The sequence below is a fragment of the Larkinella rosea genome (assembly GCF_003858635.1).
In the GTDB taxonomy this organism is placed as follows: Bacteria; Bacteroidota; Bacteroidia; order Cytophagales; family Spirosomataceae; genus Larkinella; species Larkinella rosea.
The window spans coordinates 935279-956938 of sequence record NZ_RQJO01000009.1 but is presented as its reverse complement, the minus strand read 5'-3'; the positions used below and the strand labels follow the sequence as shown (position 1 = coordinate 956938).

Sequence of the window (21660 nt, the reverse complement as noted above, 5' to 3'; positions counted from 1 at the left end):
CCGATGGGAATCCAGTTGAAAAATACGCGTAAGTGGCTTATTTACAGTTTATTTGCAGCCATTCTGGTTGCAGAGCCGGGTTGCCGGAAGTCAACAACGAACTCGGCTATTTCGCCCGAGGAAGCGTTGAAGACGTTTGAGCTTGAACCCGGTTTTCAGATCGAATTGGTCGCCAGCGAACCGCTGGTGGCCGATCCGGTCGCAATGGAGATTGACGAAGACGGGCGGTTTTATGTCGTTGAAATGCACGGTTATCCGCTCGACAAAACCGGTACCGGAAAGGTGAAACTCCTGACGGATTCGGACGGCGACGGGCGAATGGACAAGAGTACGGTTTTTGCCGAAGATCTGGTCTTGCCCACCGGCATCATGCGCTGGAAAAAAGGCGTTCTGGTGACCGATGCCCCCAATGTGTATTACCTGGAAGATACCGACGGCGACGGGAAATCCGATGTACGCGAGACGGTTCTGACCGGTTTTGCCCTCTCGAATCCGCAGCATAACGTCAACAGTCCGCTGCTGGGAATCGACAACTGGATTTACCTGGCGCACGAATCGGCGGTGACGGCGCAGGTTTTCAAGGAAGAATTTGGCGACCGGGGCAGCGACATCCTGTATCCCAAACGGCCCGACGGCGTTCGTTTGCCTGATAATGCCAGTGGCCGCAGCGTTCGGTTTCGGCCTGATCGCTACGAACTGGAACCGGTGGCCGGTAACACGCAGTTTGGTCATTCGTTCGATGTCTGGGGAAACCGCCTGCTGGTCAGCAACGCCAACCACGCCTTCCACGAGGTCATCACGACACCGTATCTGAAGCGCAATCCGGACCTGCTGGTTTCCAATGTCTCACAGTCGATTTCGGACCACGGAAATGCCGCCGAAGTGTTCCCGATTACCAAAAATCCGCAACTTCAACTTCTCACCGATGTGGGCGTGATCACGTCGGCCTGCGGCATTACGCATTACCTGGGTGGGGCGTTTCCGGCCAAATACGACAGCATTACGTTCGTGGCCGAACCCGTCAGCAACCTGGTTCACTTCGATAAAATCACGGATAAAGGGGCAACATTCACAGCCAGCCGGGTGCATCCGGGCAAAGAGTTTCTGGCGTCGACGGATGCCTGGTTCCGGCCGGTGAATATGTACATCGGGCCGGATGGCGCGCTCTATGTCGTTGATTATTACCGTCAGATTGTGGAACACCCGGAATGGATGTCCGAAGAAGTGACCAAATCCGGGGCATTGTACAACGGGACGGAACAGGGCCGGATTTACCGCATCACCTCCAAAGGCACCAAACCCGCCACCTTTGGCAAGGACTTACTGGGTAAAGCAACGACGCAGGAATTGATCGAAAAACTGGCTGACAAGAATAGTTGGTGGCGTCGCAACGCTCAGCGGCTATTGCTCGACCGGGCGACTGCTCAAGATGTTACCACGCTGGAAGCCATGACCCGAAATCCATCAAAACCGCTCGGTCGGCTCCACGCGCTTTGGACCCTCGAAGGACTCGGCAAACTCCGCCCCGAACTGATCACGGCGGCCCTGAAAGATCCCATTGCGGGCGTACGAACCAACGCGATCAAACTGGCGGAACTGCACCTGAAAACCGCCCCGGCGCTGGTTCCGGCCCTGCTCGCGTTGCAGTCCGATAGTGATCCCAAAGTACGTTTCCAACTGCTTTGCACACTCGGTTTTGTCAACACGACTGAAGCATCCGCTGTCCGGCAAAAGCTATTGTTTGCCGATGTCGACGACCAATGGGTACAAATTGCGGCCTTATCTGCACCTTCGTCGCAAAACGGCGAGTTGCTGAATGCGGTTTTGGCGCGGTATAAATCCGATGATCCGGCCTATGGTTCGCTGGTCGAGCGACTCAGCGCGATGGCCGGGGCAAGTCAACCCGCGAAAATCATCAATCAGTTGCTGCAAAAAGCCACGGCACCGGTTTCGGAAGAAAAAAGCACCTGGCAGGCTTCGCTGATCAAAGGCGTTGCGCAGGGATTGAAACGCCGGAATAACACGCTGGATTCGAATTTTCAGGCGGAACAGGAATTGCTCATTCGGACTTTTTTCGATCATCCGGCGGCTTCGGTTCGCTCAGCCAGTCTCCAGGTTTTGCAGGTAACCGGTCTTCCGGAAACCGCTCAGCCAACGGCGGCTTTGCAACGGGCGGTGCAAACCGCGGGCGACGCAAAACAGTCGCCGGAGAAACGGGCGGAAGCCATCGGTTTTCTGGCCATGCGCGACGCAAAACCCCAGACGGATCTGCTGAAAAAGCTGATTGCGCCCACCGAACCACTTTCCGTCCAGGTGGCGGCCTTGCAGGCCCTTGGTTCGATTCCCGACGAAACGGTGAGCGAATACGTCCTGCAAAAATGGCCGGTGATGACGCCCGACATCCGGCAACCCGCCATCGCCACGTTTTTTACTTCTTCGGAAAAAGCCCGACCGCTGCGCATCAAGCTGTTGCTGGATGCCGTCGAAAAAGGAATCATCGACCAGAACAGCATCGGCTGGCCGCGAACCGTCGGGCTGATGGCCAATTCAGACGTGGACCTGCGAAACCGCGCCCGTGTGTTGCTTACGAAACGCGACAAACAGCGCGATGAAGTGATCAAGCAATATCAGCCCGCGCTGGAATTAGCTGCAACCGCCGAAAAAGGTGCCCTGGTTTTCCAGCAAAACTGCGCGCTTTGTCACCAGATTGGTAGCACGGGCGGTCTCGCTTTCGGACCCGATCTGGCGACCATTCGAAACCGGCGTCCGGCGTCCATCATGGGCGACATTCTGAACCCGAACCTGTCCATTGCCGACGGCTACGACCTCTGGACAATCACGTTGAAAAACGGCGAAACGCTCCAAGGTCTGATCTCGACCGAAACCCCGACGGCGCTGACATTGCTCAACCAGGGCGGACAGGAAACGACCATTTCCCGTCAGGATATCGAGTCGCTGAAAGCCATGAACATGTCGGCCATGACGGCCGGTCTTGAAAAGCAGATCAATCCGCAGCAAATGGCTGATTTACTGGCGTATATCAAACAGACGAAATAAAATCGTACCCACGGACTTTAGTCCGTGTTTTTTGTGGCTTTGATTTATGAGATTCTGAAAAAACACGGACTAAAGTCCGTGGGTATGTATGACAACCCTTAACTGATGGCCTATTTTCAATTTCAAATTACTAAGGTCATGGCTCGGAAACGCTTAGTCGTACTTGTCGTTTCTGTACTTCTGCCGATCTACAGTCAGGCTTTTGACTCAAAAGCCACCGGTTTTCGGGCGGCTGTCGTGAAGGTGGATATTACCCCGGAAGGCCACCAGATGTTGCTGGGCTATGGTGCCCGGAAGTCGACCGGCGTGAACGACCGGATTTACCACCGGATTGTGGTGATGGACGACGGCAAAACGCAGTTCGTACTGGTTTCATCGGACATCTGCGTGATGTCGCCCGCTGAATACGACCGAGTGGCGGCCCGATTGAAAAAGCAGCTGGGAATCGATCCGGTGAATTTCTGGTGGAACCTGACCCACACCCATTCGGCCCCCGAACTGGGTCCGCCCGGTTTACCGGCTTTGTTTATGGCCAACCGCTACGAACACCATTTTGACTCGGACTACGCGGAAGTGACCGAAAAGAAGCTCATCGATGGCATTGCCGAAGCCCGTCAGAAACTCGTTCTGGCGCGGCTGGGCGTGGGCTGGGGATTGTCGCAGGCCAACATCAACCGCCGGGCGAAGGATATTGACGGCAAAGCGTATCTCGGCATGGACCCCGATGGCGCGGTCGACCGGCGAATTGGCGTGCTGCGACTCGACAAAGAAGACGGCAGCCCGCTTGCTTTGCTGGCCAACTACGCCATTCACGGAACGGTTTTGAGTGGCGAAAACCTGCTCATTAGTGGCGATGCGCCAGGCGTCGTGGCCGAATACGTCGAGCAGAAACTGGGCGTTCCGATGCTGTTTATCAACGGCGCAGCGGGAAATATTGCTCCCATTTACAGCGGTTATCCGAACCCAAAAGCCGGAAGAATGAACCAGTTTCGGGTTTTGCTGGGGGAAAAAATTCTGGCCGCCAATAAATCCATTAGTGCGACGACGAACGACATCAGCCTGAAAACCGCCAGCCTGATCGTTGAAACGCCGAGAAAACCGGAGTTGGGCTGGATCGACGAATTAAAGGACTATACCCGCACGACCAAAGCCGGTGTAAACATGGTGAAACTGCCCGTGCGGTTTTTGCAAATCAACGACGACATCGCCATCTGGAGCGCCCCACTCGAACTGTTCTGCGAGATTTCGAACGAAATCCGCGACCGGTCGCCCTTTCCGTACACCTTTTATTTTGGCTACGGAAATGGCTGGCTGGGCTACCTGCTGACCGAAGAAGAAATCAAACACGGCGGTTATGAAGTCACAGTTTCACCTTTTACTCCCGTGGCTGCCCAACATTTAACCGATTCAGTTGTGAATCATTTGCAGGGTAAAAAATGAAACGAACCCAACTTTCTAAATTTGTTGCTATGCGCGTTCTTACCAATAAAATAAAAACCGGTTTTTTCCATAGACGAGTATTCTTTCCGGTCCTATTGACGCTTGTCACACTGGCAATAACCAGCCGGGCGGGCGATTTTCCGGCACTTCATCCGAAAGCGACTGGTTTTCGGGCGGCTGTCGTGAAAGTGGACGTGACGCCCGAACGGCATCAGATGTTGCTCGGCTACGGCCCCCGCCTGTCAACGGCCATCAACGACCGGATTTACCACCGGATTACGGTTTTGGACGATGGAACCACGCAGTTCGTCCTGGTGTCGTCCGACTTCGCTGTCGTTTCGCCTTCCGAATACGACAAAGTGGCGGCCAAACTAAAAAGCCAGCTGGGTATCAATCCGGTGAATTTCTGGTGGAACCTGACCCACACCCATTCGGCGCCTGAAGTGGGCCCTCCCGGCCTGCCCGTTATCTTTTTGGGCGACCGGTATAAACACCAGTTCGATACGGAATACACGGATATGGTGGAAAAAAAGCTCATCGATGGCGTGGCTGAAGCCCGCAAAAAACTCGCTCCCGCCCGACTGGGTGTCGGCTGGGGACGCTCACAGGCCAACATCAACCGCCGGGCAAAGGGCGTCGATGGCAAGGCATTTCTGGGAATGGACCCCGACGGGCCGGTCGATCGCCGGATCGGGTTGATTCGGATCGACAAAGCCGACGGCACGCCACTCGCTCTGATCGCCAATTACGCCATTCACGGTACAGTGATGGGGGGTGAATACACCCTCATCAGTGGCGATGCGCCAGGCGTCGTGGCCGAATACGTCGAGGAGAAACTGGGCGTTCCGATGCTGTTCATCAACGGCGCGGCCGGCAACATTGCCCCCATTTACAGCCAGTATGCCGACCACAAACGGGGCCGTTTGCACCAGTTTAAAGTGTTATTGGGCGACAAAATCATCGACGCTAACAAGTCGATTCTGGCCACAACGGCCGATGTAACGCTGAAAGCCAGCGGAATGACCGTTGAAACGCCGAGAAAAGCAGGACTGGGCTGGGTCGATTACCTGAGCAATTATACCCGCACGACCAAAGCCGGGGTCAACATGGTGAAGCTACCCGTGCGGTTTTTGCAAATCAATGACGACATTGCGATCTGGAGTGCCCCGCTCGAACTGTTCTGCGAGATTTCAAACGAAATCCGCGACAAATCGCCCTATCCGTACACCTTCTATTTCGGGTACGGCAACGGCTGGCTGGGTTATTTATTGACGGAGGAAGAGATCAAACACGAAGGCTACGAGGTAACGGTTTCGCCCTACACGCCCCAGGCCGCCAAGGATCTGACGGACGCTGTTGTGAATAAATTACAAGGTAAAAAGTAAATCTGCCCCTAAATCTTATGAAATTGAACCCCATTCTCCGCGCTTCACTCCTGTTCTCAGCCATGCTGAGTCTGTCGTTTTCGGGCGAGCAATCATCAAAACCGGCGCCCGAACCCATCAAATGGCCCGACGGCAAGAAAGTGGCCCTCAGCCTGAGCTTCGACGATGCCCGGTTGACCAACGTCGATAAAGGCACGGTTTTGCTTGATCAATACGGGGTCAAAGCCACGTTTTTCGTCGTACCCTCCGCCGTGAAAAAACGGCTGGAAGGCTGGAAAAAAGCCGTCGCCAGCGGTCATGAAATGGGCAACCACTCGGTCAATCACCCGTGCAGCGGCAACTTTACCTGGTCACGGGAAAAAGCATTGGAAGATTACACAGCCGAAAAAATGCGGGCGGAGCTGATCGAAGCCAACAAGCAGGTGAAGGAATTGCTGGGCGTCACACCGGAGGTGTTTGCGTATCCCTGCGGTCAGATGTTTATGGGGCGCGGACGCAACACGAAGAGCTACGTACCCGTGGTCGACGAGCTGTTCATCAGTGGTCGGGGCTGGCGGAATGAAGCGCCCAACGATCCGGCGTACTGCGACATGGCGCAGATTTACGGGATGGAAATGGACGGCAAGGATTTTGGCGAGATCAAGGAACTGATCGAAACCGCCCGAAAATCCGGCCAGTGGCTGGTGCTGGCGGGGCACGAAACGAACGAATCCGGCGGACAAACCACGCGGCTGGCGATGCTGAAACAACTCTGCGAATACGCCAAAGACCCCGCCAACGGCGTCTGGATTGCGCCCATCGGAACGGTTTCCAAGTACGTGCTGAAACAACGAAAATAGAGATGGTAAATGGAATCAGCCTCCGGTTTCTGGCCGGAGGTTCTGATTTTCAACCGTTTTTGACTTTACCTGATTCGTTTCCGGTTTCACATCCTCTCCCCTCTTCGTGTGAATAACTCAGTCGGCCAACTTGTACGACGTTCGGTTTTTATTGGCATTTCAGTGCTGTTTCTGACAGCTTTCACAGAAAAACCAACGCTTCGCCGTTTCCAGAAAGTGGCTTTCGGTCAAACCGCTGATGGAAAAACCGCTCACCTTTTCACGCTTACCAACGCGCACGGCATGGTCGTCAAAGTGACCAACTTCGGCGGAATCATTACGTCCATTCAAGTTCCTGATAAGAACAATCAACCCGGCGACGTGGTGTTGGGATTCGATAGTCTGAGTAGCTACCTGTCTGGTCAGCCGTATCTGGGTGCGCTCCTGGGTCGTTACGGCAGCTTTATTGGCAACGGCCGGTTTTCGATTGACAACAAAGACTATCAATTGGCGACCAACGCCGGAACCAATCACCTGCACGGCGGCAAGAGCGGTTTTGACAAAAAGCTCTGGCAGGCAGAGGAAATCCGTTCCGGGAAAAAGGAGGCTGCGTTACGGCTCGCGTATATGAGCGCGAATGGCGAAGAAGGGTTTCCGGGCAATCTGGATTGTCGGGTGACGTATACGCTCACCGACCAAAATGAACTCCGGATCGACTATGAAGCCCGCACGGATCAGAAAACGCACGTCAACCTCACCCACCATACTTATTTCGACCTTTCGGCGGGGAAAAACCCGACGATTCTGTCGCACGAAGTTCAGATCAATGCCGACCGCTACGTGGTGATGGACCCCAAAATGGTGCCGACCGGCGAACTGCGGGAAGTAAAAAATTCGGCTCTGGATTTTACAAAACCCGCTGCGTTGGGTTCACGAATGGAACAGTTGCCCGGGGCATACGACCACAATTTCCTGCTGAACCGATCGGGAAACAACGCCCTGCAACTGGCGGCTACGGTTTTTGAACCGGGCAGCGGTCGATACCTGTCGGTTTTTACGACCGAACCCGGCCTTGAACTGGCCACGGCCAACTGGCTGAACGGAAAACTGAAGGGAAAAGGCAATCGGGTTTACGCCAAACAGTCGGGTTTCCTTTTGTATCCCCAGCATCTGCCCGATTCGCCCAATCAGTCGGCTTTCCCCGGCACGCTCCTGAAACCCGGCGAGGTGTACCGGCAAACGACTGTTTATCAATTTTCGGTAAAAACCGCCCGCTGAACGGCGTTGAAAAGAGAGTAGATTGGACCGGTTTGTCCCTTCCGGTTTTGAGTCAATTCTCCACTTTTATGCGCTTTTGGTCCCTCATCTGTTGTCTCTTTTTTATATCCGAATCTGGTGGTCTGCTGGCGCAGTCGAACGAAAAAACGTCCGCATGGCACGGTTTTGAACGGATCGATTTCAGGCTGAACGACGTACCGGCGCGCTACATTAAACCCCGAAAACCGTTGCCGGGCAATCCGTGGGTCTGGCGGGCGCATTTCCCCGACTGGCACGTGGAAATGGACAGCATCCTGCTCGAACGCGGTTTTCACATTGCCTACATCAATACGAACGATCTCTACGGTCATCCGAAAGCGATGATGATCTGGGATGATTTTTACCAGCACCTCGTTACGCAAAAGGGCTTTGCGCCCAAAGTCGCGCTGGAAGGCGTCAGCCGGGGCGGTTTGTATGTGTACGGCTGGGCCAAACGCAATCCGGCCAGGGTCAGTTGTATTTACGCCGAAGCGCCCGTCTGCGACTTCAAAAGCTGGCCGGGCGGCAAAGGAGAGAGCAAAGGCGACCCTAAATCGTGGCAGCAATTGCTGGACGTCTACGGTTTTTCGGAACAGCAGGCGCTGGCCTTCGACGACAACCCGATCGACCACCTGGAGGGACTGGCAGCTTACAAAATTCCGGTTTTGCACGTCATCAGCCTGAAAGACAAGATTGTTCCGCCCGACGAAAACACCTTTCCTCTGATCGAAAAATACCAGAAACTGGGCGGACCGGCCACGGTTTATGCCATGTCGCGGGGGCCGCAAACGCTGGAAGGCCATCACTTCCCAATCGAGCACGCGGACTGGTGGGCCGACTTCATTCAGCAGCATTCCGTTCCGGTTCAAAAACCGCTTGAGTCAAAATCGTACGTGCAAGTCCGGGGCGGTTTGCCCAATTTTTACCGGACCATCACGGAGCAGAAAAAGGCGACGGTGGCGTTTCTGGGCGGTTCCATTACGTTCAATCCCGGCTGGCGCGACAAGGTAAGTCAGTATTTGCGGGAGAAGTTTCCACAGACCGAGTTTACGTTCATCAAAGCCGGGATTCCGTCGCTCGGGAGTTTGCCGCATTCGTTTCGGGTCGAGCAGGACGTGCTGAGCAAGGGCAAAGTGGATCTATTGTTTCTGGAAGCCGCCGTCAACGACCGTACGAATGCCACCGACAGCCTGACGCAGATCCGGGCGCTCGAAGGCATCGTTCGACACGCCCGGAAGACCAATCCGGCCGTCGATGTGGTTTTGATGGAATTCGCCGATCCCGACAAATTCGGCGATTTCCGGCAGGGCAAAAAACCGGTCGAACTGCTCAACCACGAGCGGGTGGCGGCTCATTACGGACTACCTTCCATCAATTTAGCGCGCGAAGTCTACGACCGGATCGAAGCGGGGGAGTTTTCGTGGGAATATGATTTCAAGGATTTGCACCCCTCGCCCTTCGGTCAGGAACTCTATTTCCAAACGATGAAATACCTGCTCAACGCCAGTTTTCAAACCGCTTCCCTATCAACCCAAAAACCGGTAAAAACGTCGGCGGTGATGGCTCCGCTGGTACGCAGCAGTTTTGAAAAAGGCCGTTACGTGCCGATTCAGGAAGCCAAACTGGGCGACGGCTGGAAACTGGTCGAAAACTGGAAACCGGCCGACGGCGTTTCGACCCGACCCGGTTTTGTCGATCGGCCGATGCTCGAAGCCACCACGCCGGGCGCTGCATTTTCACTGGATTTTACGGGAACGGCTGTCGGTCTGGCAATCATCTCGGGGCCGGACGCGGGCGTGGTGGAATACCGCATCGACAAGGGCCCGTATCAGAAAGTAGACTTGCATACCCAGTGGAGCCATTCGCTGCATTTGCCCTGGTATAAGCTCTTTACCGGTAATTTGCCGGACAAAAAACACGTTTTGCAACTCAGGATTGCGGCCACCAAAAATCCCAAAAGTAAAGGGACCGCCTGCCGGATTGTTTATTTTTTAGCGAACTGAACCCTGTCAGCGCCGGGCCGTCGACTGTGACGACGGCCCGGCGCTGACAGGGTTAACTAATCACTTATTTATGCGCGCCAAAGCCGCCCTTGCCACGGGCACCGGAAATTTTCAAATTGATTTTATCGAAGTCGCCGAACCGCAGGGCGATGAGATTCTGGTCGAGCTAAAAGCCGCCGGAATTTGCCACACCGATTTCGACTCCATGTCGTGGAACAAACCGCTCGTGATGGGCCACGAAGGCGCGGGCGTTGTCCGCAGCGTTGGCCCCGACGTGCGCAAAGTCCAGCCCGGCGACGCGGTCATCCTGAACTGGGCCATTCCGTGCGGCCAGTGTTTTCAATGCGCGGAAGGTAATCAACACATTTGCGAGATCAATTCGCCGGTAACCTCGGGCAACCGCGCCAGCGGAGGTCATGCCGCGCTGGAACGCACGACTTACCAGAACCAGCCGATCGAGCGGGCGTTCAGTTTGGGTACCTTATCGGAATATACGGTGGTGCGGGAAGCCGCCGTCGTTAAAACCGGCATCGAGATTCCGTTCGCGTCGGCCGCCATTGTCGGCTGTGGGGTGATGACCGGTTTTGGCTCGGTGGTCAATGCCGCGCAGGTCAAACCGGGTCGTTCGGTGGTGGTATTGGGAACCGGTGGCGTCGGCCTGAACGTCATTCAGGGCGCGCGGATTGCCGGAGCTGCGATGATCATTGCCGTGGATATCAACGCCAATCGGCTGGAAATGGCGAAACAATACGGTGCCACGCACACCATTCAACCCAACCGCGACGATGTGGAACTGTTGCAGGTGGCCCAACAGGTGAAAGAACTGACCGGTGGCCGTGGGGCGGATTATGCCTTTGAATGTACGGCCATTCCCGAACTGGGCGCGGCTCCGCTGGCGATGGTTCGGAACGCCGGGGTGGCCTGTCAGGTCAGCGGCATCGAGCAGAAAATCACCATCGACATGAACCTGTTCGAGTGGGACAAAATTTACATCAATCCGCTTTACGGCAAATGCCGCCCGGAAATCGACATTCCCATTTTGCTGAAATTATACCAGAAAGGCGACCTGATGCTGGACCAAATGATAACGCGGACTTACGCGCTCGATGACCTGCAACAAGCGTTCGATGACATGCGAAATGGTCGGAATGCGAAAGGTGTCGTTGTTTTTTAACCCAGTTTTCTTCCCCATCCATGCCCGATATCCCGTTCCGCACCATCGAAATTTCCGACCCCCGGTTTGAACACGAAGGTCTTCGTTACGTCACGGTTAAAACACCCAACTTAAAAGGCCGTGGTGACTTAACCGTCTGGTTACCAGACCCTGAACTATTGCTAAAAAAACCGGTGCCGCTCGTGATCCTGCTGCACGGGGTGTATGGCAGCCACTGGGCCTGGTCGCTGAAAGGTGGAGCCCACCGCACGGCGGACCGGCTGATTCGCGAAAACCGCATTCGCCCGATGATTCTCGCCATGCCGTCCGACGGGTTGTGGGGCGACGGCAGCGGTTATTTACCCCACAACGGGCTTGACTTCGAACGCTGGATTCTGGACGACGTGCCCAATGCCGTAGCTGCGCTTGTTTCGCCGGAGATGGCCGAAAATTTCAAAAACACGACCTGCATCGCCGGTTTGTCGATGGGCGGCTACGGTGCACTGCGGCTGGCGGCCAGCTACCCGGAGCGGTTTCGGGCGGTTTGCGGCCTGTCGTCCATTACGGAATCGGATCAGCTGAGCCAGTTCGTGGAAGAACCGCTCCACCAGTACGTCCAAATCGATCCGGTAACGGAATCCGTGGCCCAACTCATGCGGCAAAACCGCGACCGACTGCCCGCCATCCGGTTCGACTGCGGCACGGAAGATCAGTTGATCGAAGCCAACCGAACCCTGCACAAAACCTTGCTGGAATGGCAAATTCCGCACCAGTATCAGGAAAATCCGGGTGGCCACGAATGGCCGTATTGGGAAAAACACATCGCCGACGCCCTGCGGTTTTTCGATCAGCAGTTTTGACATTATTTTTTGACTACCAGGAAGTTGGGAGGAATGTACTCACATTGCTGTCTGACTTTTGAAACCGCACCACGAGATTGGGTTTGCCGTTGCTGCCGGTTTTTAGTTCGTAATAATACGTCTGCTTTTTCAGTTCGGAGCGCTCCATTTTCCGGTTGATGTTCTGCTTCGGAAAACAGGAATAAAAGCCCCGGTAGCTGCCTTCTGCGGGCGTCGTCGTGAACGATCCGTCGGTTTCGTTGAAGTCGACGCTGCCTTTCTCGTAGCTGAAGGTTTCGGTTTTGCAGCCCGAATAATCGCGGGTGGTGGCGACGAAGTATTTCTCGTAGGTTCCGGCGGTTTTAAAGTCGAAGATGACGGCCAGTTCAAACGGGTTGCCCTGGTACGAGCCGTCGTAGGCCCAGAATTCGCTCATGGCAAACGAGCCATACATCCATTTTCCGGCGGCTTTGGCGGGCACATTTCCTCCCGGAATAACCCCATCGGTTTCTTTCTTGCAACTGCCCAGCAACACCAGCGCCAGCAGCAGGATTACGCTTGTTTTCATTGATTCTTAAAAAGTTGTGTTTACTGTTTCGGGATCAAAATTGGCGCAGGTCCGCCCGTTGTCCAGTAGCAGGTTCGTTGAAACGGAAAAAGTCGCCTTTGAAACCGCTCCGGGTTCCACGCTGGTCAATTGTCGGATAGTAAATCCGGGGCGGTTTTCGCTTTTTAGTCAGAAATCAAGCTCAGTTCCTTCACCCTTATGGAAAAAGAATCGTTTACCGCCTTGTCCCGTCGGAAATTCATCGGACAAGCCTCGGCAGCCGTGTCGGCTTTTATGATCGTTCCCCGGTTTGTCCTGGGCGGCAATGGATACCTGGCCCCGAGCGACACCATCAACCTCGGCTTTATTGGAACCGGAAAGCAAAGCCGTGGGCTGGCCCGGAATTTTTTAGCTACGGGCGAAACCCGGATTCTGGGGGCCAGCGAAGTGTACAAAGCCAAGCGGGACCTGTTCATCGATAGCGCCAAAACATTTTACGCCAGCGAAGAAGGCAAAAAAGCCAAAGGCACGATCACGGACATTCAGGCATATCCGGATTTTCGGCAAATGCTCGACCGCAAAGAAATTGACGCCGTGGTGATTGCCTCGCCCGACCACTGGCACGCGGTTATGGCCGTGAAAGCCGCCGAAGCAGGCAAGGATGTGTACGGCGAAAAACCGCTGTCGCTAACCGTGAAGGAAGGGCGGGCGATGGTGAACGCGATCCGCAAACACAACCGGGTTTTTCAGACGGGCAGCATGCAGCGTTCGTGGCCCGAATTCCGGCAAACCGCCGAACTGATCCGGAATGGGTATATTGGTGAAATCAAGGGCATTAAGGTAAACGTGGGTCCGCCACCGAAACCGTACGATTTACCCGCCGAACCCATCCCGGAAGGCCTGGATTGGAATTTATGGCTGGGCCCCAACCAACCCGTGGCCTTTAATTCGGAACTGGCTCCTCCCCTTTCCAAAGACGTGTTTCCGAACTGGCGGAATTACAAGGAGTTTGGCGGGGGCATGGTGACCGACTGGGGTGCGCACATGTTCGACATTGTCCAATGGTCGCTCGACATGGACGGCAGCGGCCCCGTTGAGGTGATTCCGCCGGACGGCAAAGACCACAAATTCCTGACCTATCGCTACGAAAACGGCATTACGATGACGCACGAGCCCTGGGAATGGAACAACGCGATTCAGTTTGTCGGCTCGGAAGGCACGTTGAACATTCAGCGGAAAAAGCTGGAAACCAATCCGGTTGCGCTTGCCACCAAAGTGATTGGTGCGGATGAGAAACACGTTTACCACAGCGAAAACCACTACAAAGATTTTCTGGATGCGATGCGGAAACGCAGCAAACCGATCTGCGACGTGGAAATCGGCCACCGGACGGCTACGGTTTGCAACATCGGCAACATCGCCTACGCCCTGAAACGCCCGCTGAGCTGGGACCCCAAAAAGGAATCGTTCAAAAAAGACAAAGAAGCCAACGCGCTGCTGGAACGCCCGTTGAAGAGTGAGTGGGCCATAAAATTATAGCCCAAGGTATAAAACCGTTAAAACGGTTTCCAAAGAACGCGACCACGTTTTTCAGCCCACGGTTTAAACCGTGGGCTATTAAGTAATTTATCCGTCAATTTTCAACGGTTTTAACCGTTTTGTTTTCCATCAAATGAATTGACAATTTTCCCATAACACGATGCTAATCTCTACAAAAACCGGTACGATTGGAACGGCTTTATTGCTCATGGCTTCCGTAGCCGGGAGTTTTTACGGCTGTAAATCGCCCAAAGCGGCCACCAATCAGTCATCAACGCAATCGCAATCCGCAGCCGCACCCGTTGCGGCCGCGCCAACACCTCCGCCAAAAGTGCCGCGCATTCTGGTCTTTTCGCGCACCAAAGGCTATTACCACGAATCGATCCCGACCGGGATTGCCGCCATTCAGAAGTTGGGAAAGGAGAACGGTTTTCGGGTCGATACGACGAAAAATGCCGCTTATTTCGTGGAAGACAGCCTGAAACACTACACCGCCGTCGTGTTTCTGAGCACCACCGGCAACGTCCTGAATCCCGATCAGCAGGTCGCGTTTGAGCGCTACATTCAGGCCGGGGGCAATTTCATGGGCATTCACGCATCGGCCGATACCGAGTACAACTGGCCGTGGTACAATAAACTCGCCGGAGCTTATTTCCTGCACCATCCGAAGCAGCAGAAAGTCGCCATCGACGTGATCGACAAAAACCACCCCTCGACCAGCTTTCTGCCCGACCGCTGGGAGCGCTTCGACGAATTGTACAGCTACCGGAACATCAATCCCGACATCAAAGTGCTGGCGAAACTGGATGAAAGCACCTACGAAGGAGGCCGCAACGGCGACAATCACCCGTTTGTCTGGTACCACGAGTTCGATGGCGGGCGCGCGTTTTATACCGGCGGTGGTCACACGAACGAAAGTTACAGCGAGCCGTTGTTCCAGCAACATTTGCTCGGCGGGTTGAAATACGTGATCGGCGACAACAAAGATCTCGACTATTCGAAAGCCTACGCGGTGAAAACGCCGGACGAAACCCGGTTTGTGAAAACCGTATTGTCCAACGACTTAAATGAACCGATGGAACTGGCGGTAGCGCCGGATGGCCGGGTGTTCATGGCCGAGCGGAAGGGCAAGTTTTATATGTATGACCCGAAAACCAAGAGCACGAAACTGGTTTATGATTTTCCGGTAAAAGCCGTTGAGAAGTATCTGAATGGCCTTTTGGGAATGACGATCGACCCGAATTTTACGAAAAATCATTATCTGTATTTCTTCTATACGATTGAAGATGGCGGGCAGACCAAGCAGCGGATCGGGCGGTTTGTGATGAACGACGACGGTACGCTGGACCTCAAATCGGAGAAATCCATCATCGAATTTCCGATCGATCTGGAAGTGAGCGCGCACACCGGCGGCTCGATGGCCTGGGACAAACACGGCAACCTGTTCATTTCGACGGGCGACAACACGGTGCCGTTCGAGTCGAGCGGTTTTTCACCGACCGACTGGCAGGCTGGTCGGCTGACGTTTGATGCGGCCCGTTCGGCGGGAAATACGAATGATCTGCGCGGCAAGATTCTGCGGATTCACGTCGAACCCGACGGTTCGTACACCATTCCCGAAGGCAATTTGTTCCCGAAAGGCATGGCCCAAACCCGGCCCGAAATCTACGTCATGGGCTGCCGGAACCCGTACCGGATTTCGGTTGATCCCGAAACGTCGATTGTGTACTGGGGTGAAATCGGCCCGGATTCGGGCGTCGATGGACCACAGGGACCGCGCGGTTACGACGAGTTCAACCAGGCGAAAAAAGCCGGAAATTACGGCTGGCCGTTTTTTGTCGGCGACAGCAAAGCGTACAATGCCTACGACTTCGCGACCAAAGCCGTAGGTGCTGCGTTCGATCCGGCGGCTCCGGTCAACAACTCGCCGAACAACACCGGTTTGAAAAACCTGCCGCCGACCACCAAAGCGATGGTCTGGTATCCCTACAACAAATCGACCGAATTTCCGGAACTGGGAACGGGCGGTCGTTGTGCGATGGGCGGACCGGTGTATCACTTCGATGCGAACCTGAAATCGGACGTTAAACTGCCGGAATACTACGACAAAGCCCTGTTTATGTACGACTGGATGCGGAACTGGGTGTATGCCGTCCGGATGGACAACCAGCAGAACTACAAACGGATGGAAGCCTTCATGCCGGTTCGGGGCGATTTCCGCCGGCCGGTCGATATGGAAATTGGGCCGAAAGGCGAGATCTACATGCTGGAATACGGTTCCGTTTACGGCATTGACAACGACGACGCGCGTCTGGTCAAAATCGAATTCAACCCCGGAAACCGGGCGCCCGTTGCCAAAGTGACGGCGCGGGATACGATCGGGCTGGCACCGTTCAAAGTGGCCTTCAGCAGCCGCCAGAGCTACGATTTCGACGAAGACGACAAGCTGTCGTACGAATGGAAGTTTGAAGGAAATCAGGTGGCATCGACCGAAGCCAATCCGACCTACACGTTCCAGAAAAACGGGATTTACAACGCCATCCTGAAAGTGACCGATCCGGCGGGTCAGAGTTCGGTGGATACGCTGGAAATCAAGGTAGGAAACACACTGCCGCAGGTTGCCATTGCCACGACCGACAACAGCACGTTCTTTTTTGCCGATCAGACGCCGTTCAAATACGCCGTGGACGTGAAGGACAACGAGGACAAAGTGATCGATAAGAAGAAGGTGAAAGTAGCGCTGAACTACATTCCGAAAGTATCGGGCAACGAGCCGCTGGTGGGTCACCAGCAGATTACGAGCACGTTCAACCTGGGCAAAAACCTGATGCAAGCCAGTGATTGCAAGGCTTGTCACCAGATCAACGGCAAGTCGGTCGGTCCGGCGTTCATCGAGGTGTCGAAAAAATACCGGGGCGACAAGGGCGCAGCTACCCGGCTGGCCAACAAGGTGATCACCGGCGGTGGCGGGGTCTGGGGCGACCACGCGATGAACGCCCACCCGCAATTGTCGAAGGAAGACGCCACCGAAATCGTGAAATACGTGCTGGCGCTGGCCAACGAACAGCCGGATGTGACGCTGCCGCAGCAGGGCGCGACGGTTTTGAAAGAACACGTTGGCAGGGAACAGACGGGACGCTACATTCTGTCGGCGTCGTATACCGACAAAGGCGGGGCCATCACGCCCCTGACCACCAGCGAAAGCCTGGTGCTGCGCCCCTCGAAAGTAATCGCCGGGGAAGCCGACGACGTCTACAACATGAACCGCCAGCGCGGGCGGCTGGGCGCGACCCGTTCCAAGGCGTATTTTGTGCTGAAAGGCGTAGACCTGAAAGGCATTCAGAAGCTGACGTACCAGGTGGCCTCGAAGGACCACGACGGCACGATTGAAGTCCATACCGGCTCGGCGAAAGGCCCGGTGATCAGCACGCTGAACTACACGGCCACGGGTGCCTGGAACAAAACCGCCGAGCTAAGCGCCCCGATTCAGGACCCCGGCAGCAAGCAGGATTTGTACTTCGTCTTCGTCAACAGCGATCCGAAAGCCGAGAATATCGGCGGGGTGAGTTGGGTTGAGTTTGGGAAGTAAAATTTTTGGATACGGTTTTTAGTGAAAGAGCCACCGCGGTTTCGGGACTGCGGTGGCTTTTTGCTATTAACTGAATAGATTTACCTTATTTCTGTTGCGCGGAGGAATTATTAAAAAAAGTCGGCTTGGTTGTACAAAATTTTTCGTTTTTTTTGAGCAAGATTGATAGTATTGGAGCGTTCACGAAACAAGTGAAACCGCTTTTGAGCGGCTTTGGAATCCGGAATTAAAATTGATTGTTCTCAAAGCATGAGTACCATACTAGATGCAAAGCGTTACATCGACAACGCCAGGGAAATTTTACGGGAGAAGGCCCGAAAAGAAGACCGTTTTTATCAAGATACCAAATACGTGAAACTCGCTGGTCACGCGGCTTATACGGGCATTCTCGTTGCTCTGGACGGGTTTTTGGGTAAGAAAACCAAAGGACGAATAGACGTCGATTGGTACAAATCTCAACTGGCAAAACTGGATAAAAAAGTCCTCAACACCTTTGTATCGGCTTATGATATTTTACATCTGTCGATGGCCTACGACGGAAACCCAAACGTCAATGTAGCGAAAGAGGGCCTAGATAATGCGGAGACACTCATAAAGTGGGTTGAGAGCAAAATCGCCAGCGCATAGAAACCTCTCGGCTAAACTTACATCCTATCTCGAGAACGACTATGAAACCGAAAAAAAGCCACCTCACCACCCTGAAACAATTTAAGAATTAGCATTACGGTAAACGGGGCACGCCAAAGCGGGAAAAACTGGAAACCGGGTACGAAAACTTCCGAAATGGAATCATCCTTAAAAACCGCCATGACCATTTTTAAACTGCCGGAAGACATTCCGATGGACGACGAAAAGCAGGCCGGGGCGGTTATTTTCTACGACTATTCGGCTCCGGTTCTTTCGGTAAACGCCAACTGCGTCCTGAGCATGAACGCCATTAGTCTGGTGTTGAGCGGGGAGAAAACGATGCACTTTGCGGAAAAAAGAGTCGACATCAAGGCCGATAAATTCCATTTTCTTTCCTCCGGCAATTGCCTGGTGTCCATGAAATTGAACAATACCGTTGCTTTTAAAAGCATCCTGTTGTTCTTCGACAATGCGGTTTTAACGAACTTTTACCTCAAGTATCACCGAACAATTGAAGCCTTAAAAACCGGTCCGGTCACCCCGAATGAACCGTATCTGGCGTTTAAAAAGGATGCTTTTATTGTAAATTATATTGCGTCACTCCAGCTGATGTTCCAATCGAACCGACCACCTTCCATGGAAATGAAATGGCTCAAGTTTGAGGAGTTGATGCTGTATCTGCTGGAGACATACCCGGATCAGATTCTGGCGTTTCAGTCGACCAAAACGAACGAATTTGACGATTTTCAGCTCAAAAAAGTCGTCGAAACCAATGTGGGCAACCCGATCAGTGTCGACGAACTGGCGTTTTTGTGCAACGTGAGCGCATCGACTTTCAAAAGGCGGTTTTCCCGGATTTACGGATCGACGCCCTCTCGCTGGCTGGTGCAGCAACGCATGAACATGGCCCGCGACCTGTTGCACCAGCCATCCGAAAAACCGAGCGATGTCTTCTACAAAGTCGGTTACGAAAACCATTCCAGCTTTACGCAGGCCTTCAAACAGACGTTCGGCATCACACCCAAAGAATTCCAGCAACGACAAAACCGCCCGGTCAACAGCCTGACCGTTTAGCGATAGTTTTTGAACGAAAAGCCCTAGTACGCAACCGGAGTGTGGTGGTAGTTTTGCCGCATAAACCACAACACGATGGAAACCACCCCGGAACAAAACAAGAAAACCATTGTCCGCTTTAACAGGGAATTTATTGAACAGGGCAAGATCGAAACCTTCAACGAACTAGTGGCCGACGATGTCTTCAACCATTCCGCGGCTCCGGGCGCTTCAACGGGCGCCGACGGCATGTTTCATTTTCTGCAAACCGTTTTAAAAGGCGGCTTTCCCGATCTGACGGTGGAGATTTTCGACCAGATTGGCGAAGCCGACAAAGTGACCACCCGCAAAGCCTTTTACGGCACGCACACCGGCGAATTTCTGGGCATTCCGCCGACGCACAAAAAAATGACCCTTCAGGTGATTGAAATCGTGCGGTTGAAAGACGGAAAATACGCGGAACACTGGGGCCTGAGTAATTTGCCCGCCGTGCTGGCGGAATTGGCGGCCCAATAGCCGGGTCGTTCAAAAACCGGTGCTTATTTCTGGGCAGCCGCGTGTTTTTCCAGCAACCGCAACGTGTGGTCCAGCGACCGGGTATCGCTCCATTCTTCATGGCCCGGCACCACGGTTTTCGCCGTGCCGAACTGCTTTTTCACCCGCCGAATGGAGTTTCCCCATTCCTTCAGATTGGCGTCGCCGAGGAAACCCATACCGAAAGCCGCCACACTTTTGACGAAGCAGCCACCGTGCAGAATCCGCTGGTTGGGCAGCCAGACCACGATGTTGTCGCTCGTGTGCCCTTCGCCCGGAAAATAACACCGAATCGGTTCTTTCCCGATTGTGAACGTGGTATCATTCGGGAGGATGGCGTCGGGCGCATCGTACCCCTGTTTAACGGAGTTTTGGGCCGTCAGCGGAGTACTGACCACGCGGATACCGGCTTTTCGCATTTCCCGGATACCTCCTACCCGGTCGCCGTGGGCGTGCGTGACAATGCAAAGGCGGACGGGCTGGCGCAGATTGTCGGCGACCCACTGGAGCAATTGCCGGCTGTTGTCAGTATTGCCGTCGGTATCCCATCCCGTATCCACCAGCACAACACCGTCGTCGGTTTTGATAATCAGACCATTGGACGGAACGCTTTCGTTTTGGTACATCCCGTACGTGGTGTGGACCAAAACGCGGTCGTTGAGGGGCGTTACTTGTAGTTTGGGCTTGGTTTTTGGTTGAGCCGGGGCAAAACCGGGGTGTACAATCAGCAGAAAGAATACCGTCAGAAGGCGCATGGTTATAAGGATTGTTGATGAAACCAGTAGAGACGCGATTAATCGCGTCTCTACATCAGAAACGCCAAAATTATATAATTTTGCGAGCATGAACCATCGAATTTTTACCTTTCTATTAGTAGTATCGTTTCCGGTTTTTGCCCAGGAACCATCTGCCGACCGCATTCAGAACCACGTCGCTAAACTGGCTTCCGACAAAATGAAAGGCCGGGGAACCGGCAGTCGCGAAAATGCCAAAGCCGCAGCCTACATCGCCCGACATTTCCGGAAATACGGCTTGAAACCGCTGGGCGAAGACGGTTTTTACCAACCCTTCACGGCCAAAGTCCGGCGCGTGGTGGTGCCCGATAGCCTGCGGAAAGCCGCCAACGTGATCGGTTTTCTGGACAACGGTGCCGAACAAACCATTGTGGTCGGGGCGCATTATGACCACCTGGGCATGGGCAATCAGGGCAGTTCGCTGGCTTCCAACCCGCAGGGACAGATTCACAACGGTGCCGACGACAATGCCTCGGGCGTCGCCGGTTTGCTCGAACTGGCGCAGTATTACGCCAAAAATGGCACGAAAGAACCCTACAATTTGCTATTTATGGCGTTCGGCGCGGAAGAACTCGGGTTGCAGGGCTCCCGTCATTTTCTGAACCACCCCACCCTGCCGCTCGACCGGCTGAATTTCATGATTTGCATGGACATGATTGGTCGCTACAATCCCGAACGCGGCATCGGCATCGGGGGCTACGGAACCGCCGACGCCTGGCCGGCGGTTTTCAAGGACGTCACCGCCAAAGTTAAATTCTTTACCGACCGGGCGGGCAACGGCGGTTCCGACAATGCGGCTTTTTACGCCAAACAGATTCCGGTACTGTTCTTCCACACCGGCGGCCACCCCGATTACCACAAGCCGACGGACGATCCGGAAAAAATCGACGCCAAAGCGGAAGAAGAGATTTTGCGACTGGAAATCAAGCTGATCGACAACGCGATGAAACTGCCCAAAATGACGTTTACGCCGGTGAAGTAGCCGC

Annotated in this window: 16 protein-coding genes; 14 read left to right on the top strand and 2 right to left on the bottom strand. The window is 54.3% G+C overall.

Annotated elements, in window-relative coordinates; translation table 11 throughout:
* Positions 1-3 precede the first annotated feature (3 nt).
* The 8 genes from EHT25_RS19775 (at position 4) to EHT25_RS19740 (ending at position 12012) form a co-directional block, all read left to right on the top strand.
* Positions 4-3057 (top strand): PVC-type heme-binding CxxCH protein, encoded by a 3054-nt coding sequence (locus EHT25_RS19775; RefSeq protein WP_124876845.1) that lies wholly within the window; start codon positions 4-6, stop codon positions 3055-3057.
* Positions 3058-3195: 138 nt separating this feature from the next.
* Entirely contained in the window at positions 3196-4497 is a 1302-nt protein-coding gene (locus EHT25_RS19770) for a neutral/alkaline non-lysosomal ceramidase N-terminal domain-containing protein (protein ID WP_221622308.1), read from the top strand.
* 95 nt (positions 4498-4592) lie between these two features.
* Complete coding sequence (locus EHT25_RS19765; RefSeq protein WP_229311670.1) at positions 4593-5882, top strand: neutral/alkaline non-lysosomal ceramidase N-terminal domain-containing protein; 1290 nt, start codon at positions 4593-4595, stop codon at positions 5880-5882.
* 17 nt (positions 5883-5899) lie between these two features.
* On the top strand, positions 5900-6721 hold the full coding sequence (locus EHT25_RS19760; RefSeq protein ID WP_124876842.1) for a polysaccharide deacetylase family protein: 822 nt from the start codon (positions 5900-5902) through the stop codon (positions 6719-6721).
* A 108-nt stretch (positions 6722-6829) separates the two neighbouring features.
* Positions 6830-7978, top strand: a complete 1149-nt coding sequence (locus EHT25_RS19755; RefSeq protein ID WP_229311666.1) for an aldose epimerase family protein — start codon at positions 6830-6832, stop codon at positions 7976-7978.
* Between the two features lie 68 nt (positions 7979-8046).
* Entirely contained in the window at positions 8047-9999 is a 1953-nt protein-coding gene (locus EHT25_RS19750; protein WP_124876841.1) for an SGNH/GDSL hydrolase family protein, read from the top strand.
* A gap of 70 nt (positions 10000-10069) precedes the next feature.
* Positions 10070-11173, top strand: a complete 1104-nt coding sequence (locus EHT25_RS19745) for a Zn-dependent alcohol dehydrogenase (RefSeq protein WP_124876840.1) — start codon at positions 10070-10072, stop codon at positions 11171-11173.
* Between the two features lie 20 nt (positions 11174-11193).
* Positions 11194-12012 (top strand): alpha/beta hydrolase, encoded by an 819-nt coding sequence (locus tag EHT25_RS19740; RefSeq protein ID WP_124876839.1) that lies wholly within the window; start codon positions 11194-11196, stop codon positions 12010-12012.
* Between the two features lie 13 nt (positions 12013-12025).
* On the opposite strand, the gene EHT25_RS19735 is transcribed toward EHT25_RS19740, so the two are convergent.
* Positions 12026-12559 carry a hypothetical protein gene (locus tag EHT25_RS19735; RefSeq protein ID WP_124876838.1) on the bottom strand — a complete coding sequence of 178 codons (534 nt, stop codon included), beginning with the start codon at positions 12557-12559 and terminating at the stop codon, positions 12026-12028.
* 198 nt (positions 12560-12757) lie between these two features.
* Between EHT25_RS19735 and EHT25_RS19730 the strand changes: the two genes are divergently transcribed.
* The 5 genes from EHT25_RS19730 to EHT25_RS19710 all read left to right on the top strand — a co-directional run bounded on the left by EHT25_RS19730 (position 12758) and on the right by EHT25_RS19710 (position 19862).
* Positions 12758-14077 (top strand): Gfo/Idh/MocA family protein, encoded by a 1320-nt coding sequence (locus EHT25_RS19730; protein WP_124876837.1) that lies wholly within the window; start codon positions 12758-12760, stop codon positions 14075-14077.
* Positions 14078-14237: 160 nt separating this feature from the next.
* The gene (locus tag EHT25_RS19725; RefSeq protein ID WP_221622307.1) at positions 14238-17666 is read left to right on the top strand and encodes a ThuA domain-containing protein; all 3429 of its coding nucleotides are present in this window, start codon (positions 14238-14240) and stop codon (positions 17664-17666) included.
* Between the two features lie 249 nt (positions 17667-17915).
* Complete coding sequence (locus EHT25_RS19720) at positions 17916-18293, top strand: DUF5618 family protein (protein ID WP_124876836.1); 378 nt, start codon at positions 17916-17918, stop codon at positions 18291-18293.
* 156 nt (positions 18294-18449) lie between these two features.
* The gene (locus EHT25_RS19715) at positions 18450-19367 is read left to right on the top strand and encodes a helix-turn-helix domain-containing protein (protein WP_124876835.1); all 918 of its coding nucleotides are present in this window, start codon (positions 18450-18452) and stop codon (positions 19365-19367) included.
* Between the two features lie 75 nt (positions 19368-19442).
* Positions 19443-19862 (top strand): ester cyclase, encoded by a 420-nt coding sequence (locus EHT25_RS19710; protein ID WP_124876834.1) that lies wholly within the window; start codon positions 19443-19445, stop codon positions 19860-19862.
* Positions 19863-19885: 23 nt separating this feature from the next.
* On the opposite strand, the gene bla is transcribed toward EHT25_RS19710, so the two are convergent.
* Complete coding sequence (gene bla, locus EHT25_RS19705; RefSeq protein ID WP_124876833.1) at positions 19886-20635, bottom strand: subclass B1 metallo-beta-lactamase; 750 nt, start codon at positions 20633-20635, stop codon at positions 19886-19888.
* An 88-nt stretch (positions 20636-20723) separates the two neighbouring features.
* Here bla and EHT25_RS19700 point away from each other — a divergent pair, with 88 nt between their 5' ends.
* Positions 20724-21656, top strand: coding sequence for a M20/M25/M40 family metallo-hydrolase (locus tag EHT25_RS19700; protein WP_124876832.1), 933 nt, complete (start codon positions 20724-20726; stop codon positions 21654-21656).
* Positions 21657-21660 lie beyond the last annotated feature (4 nt).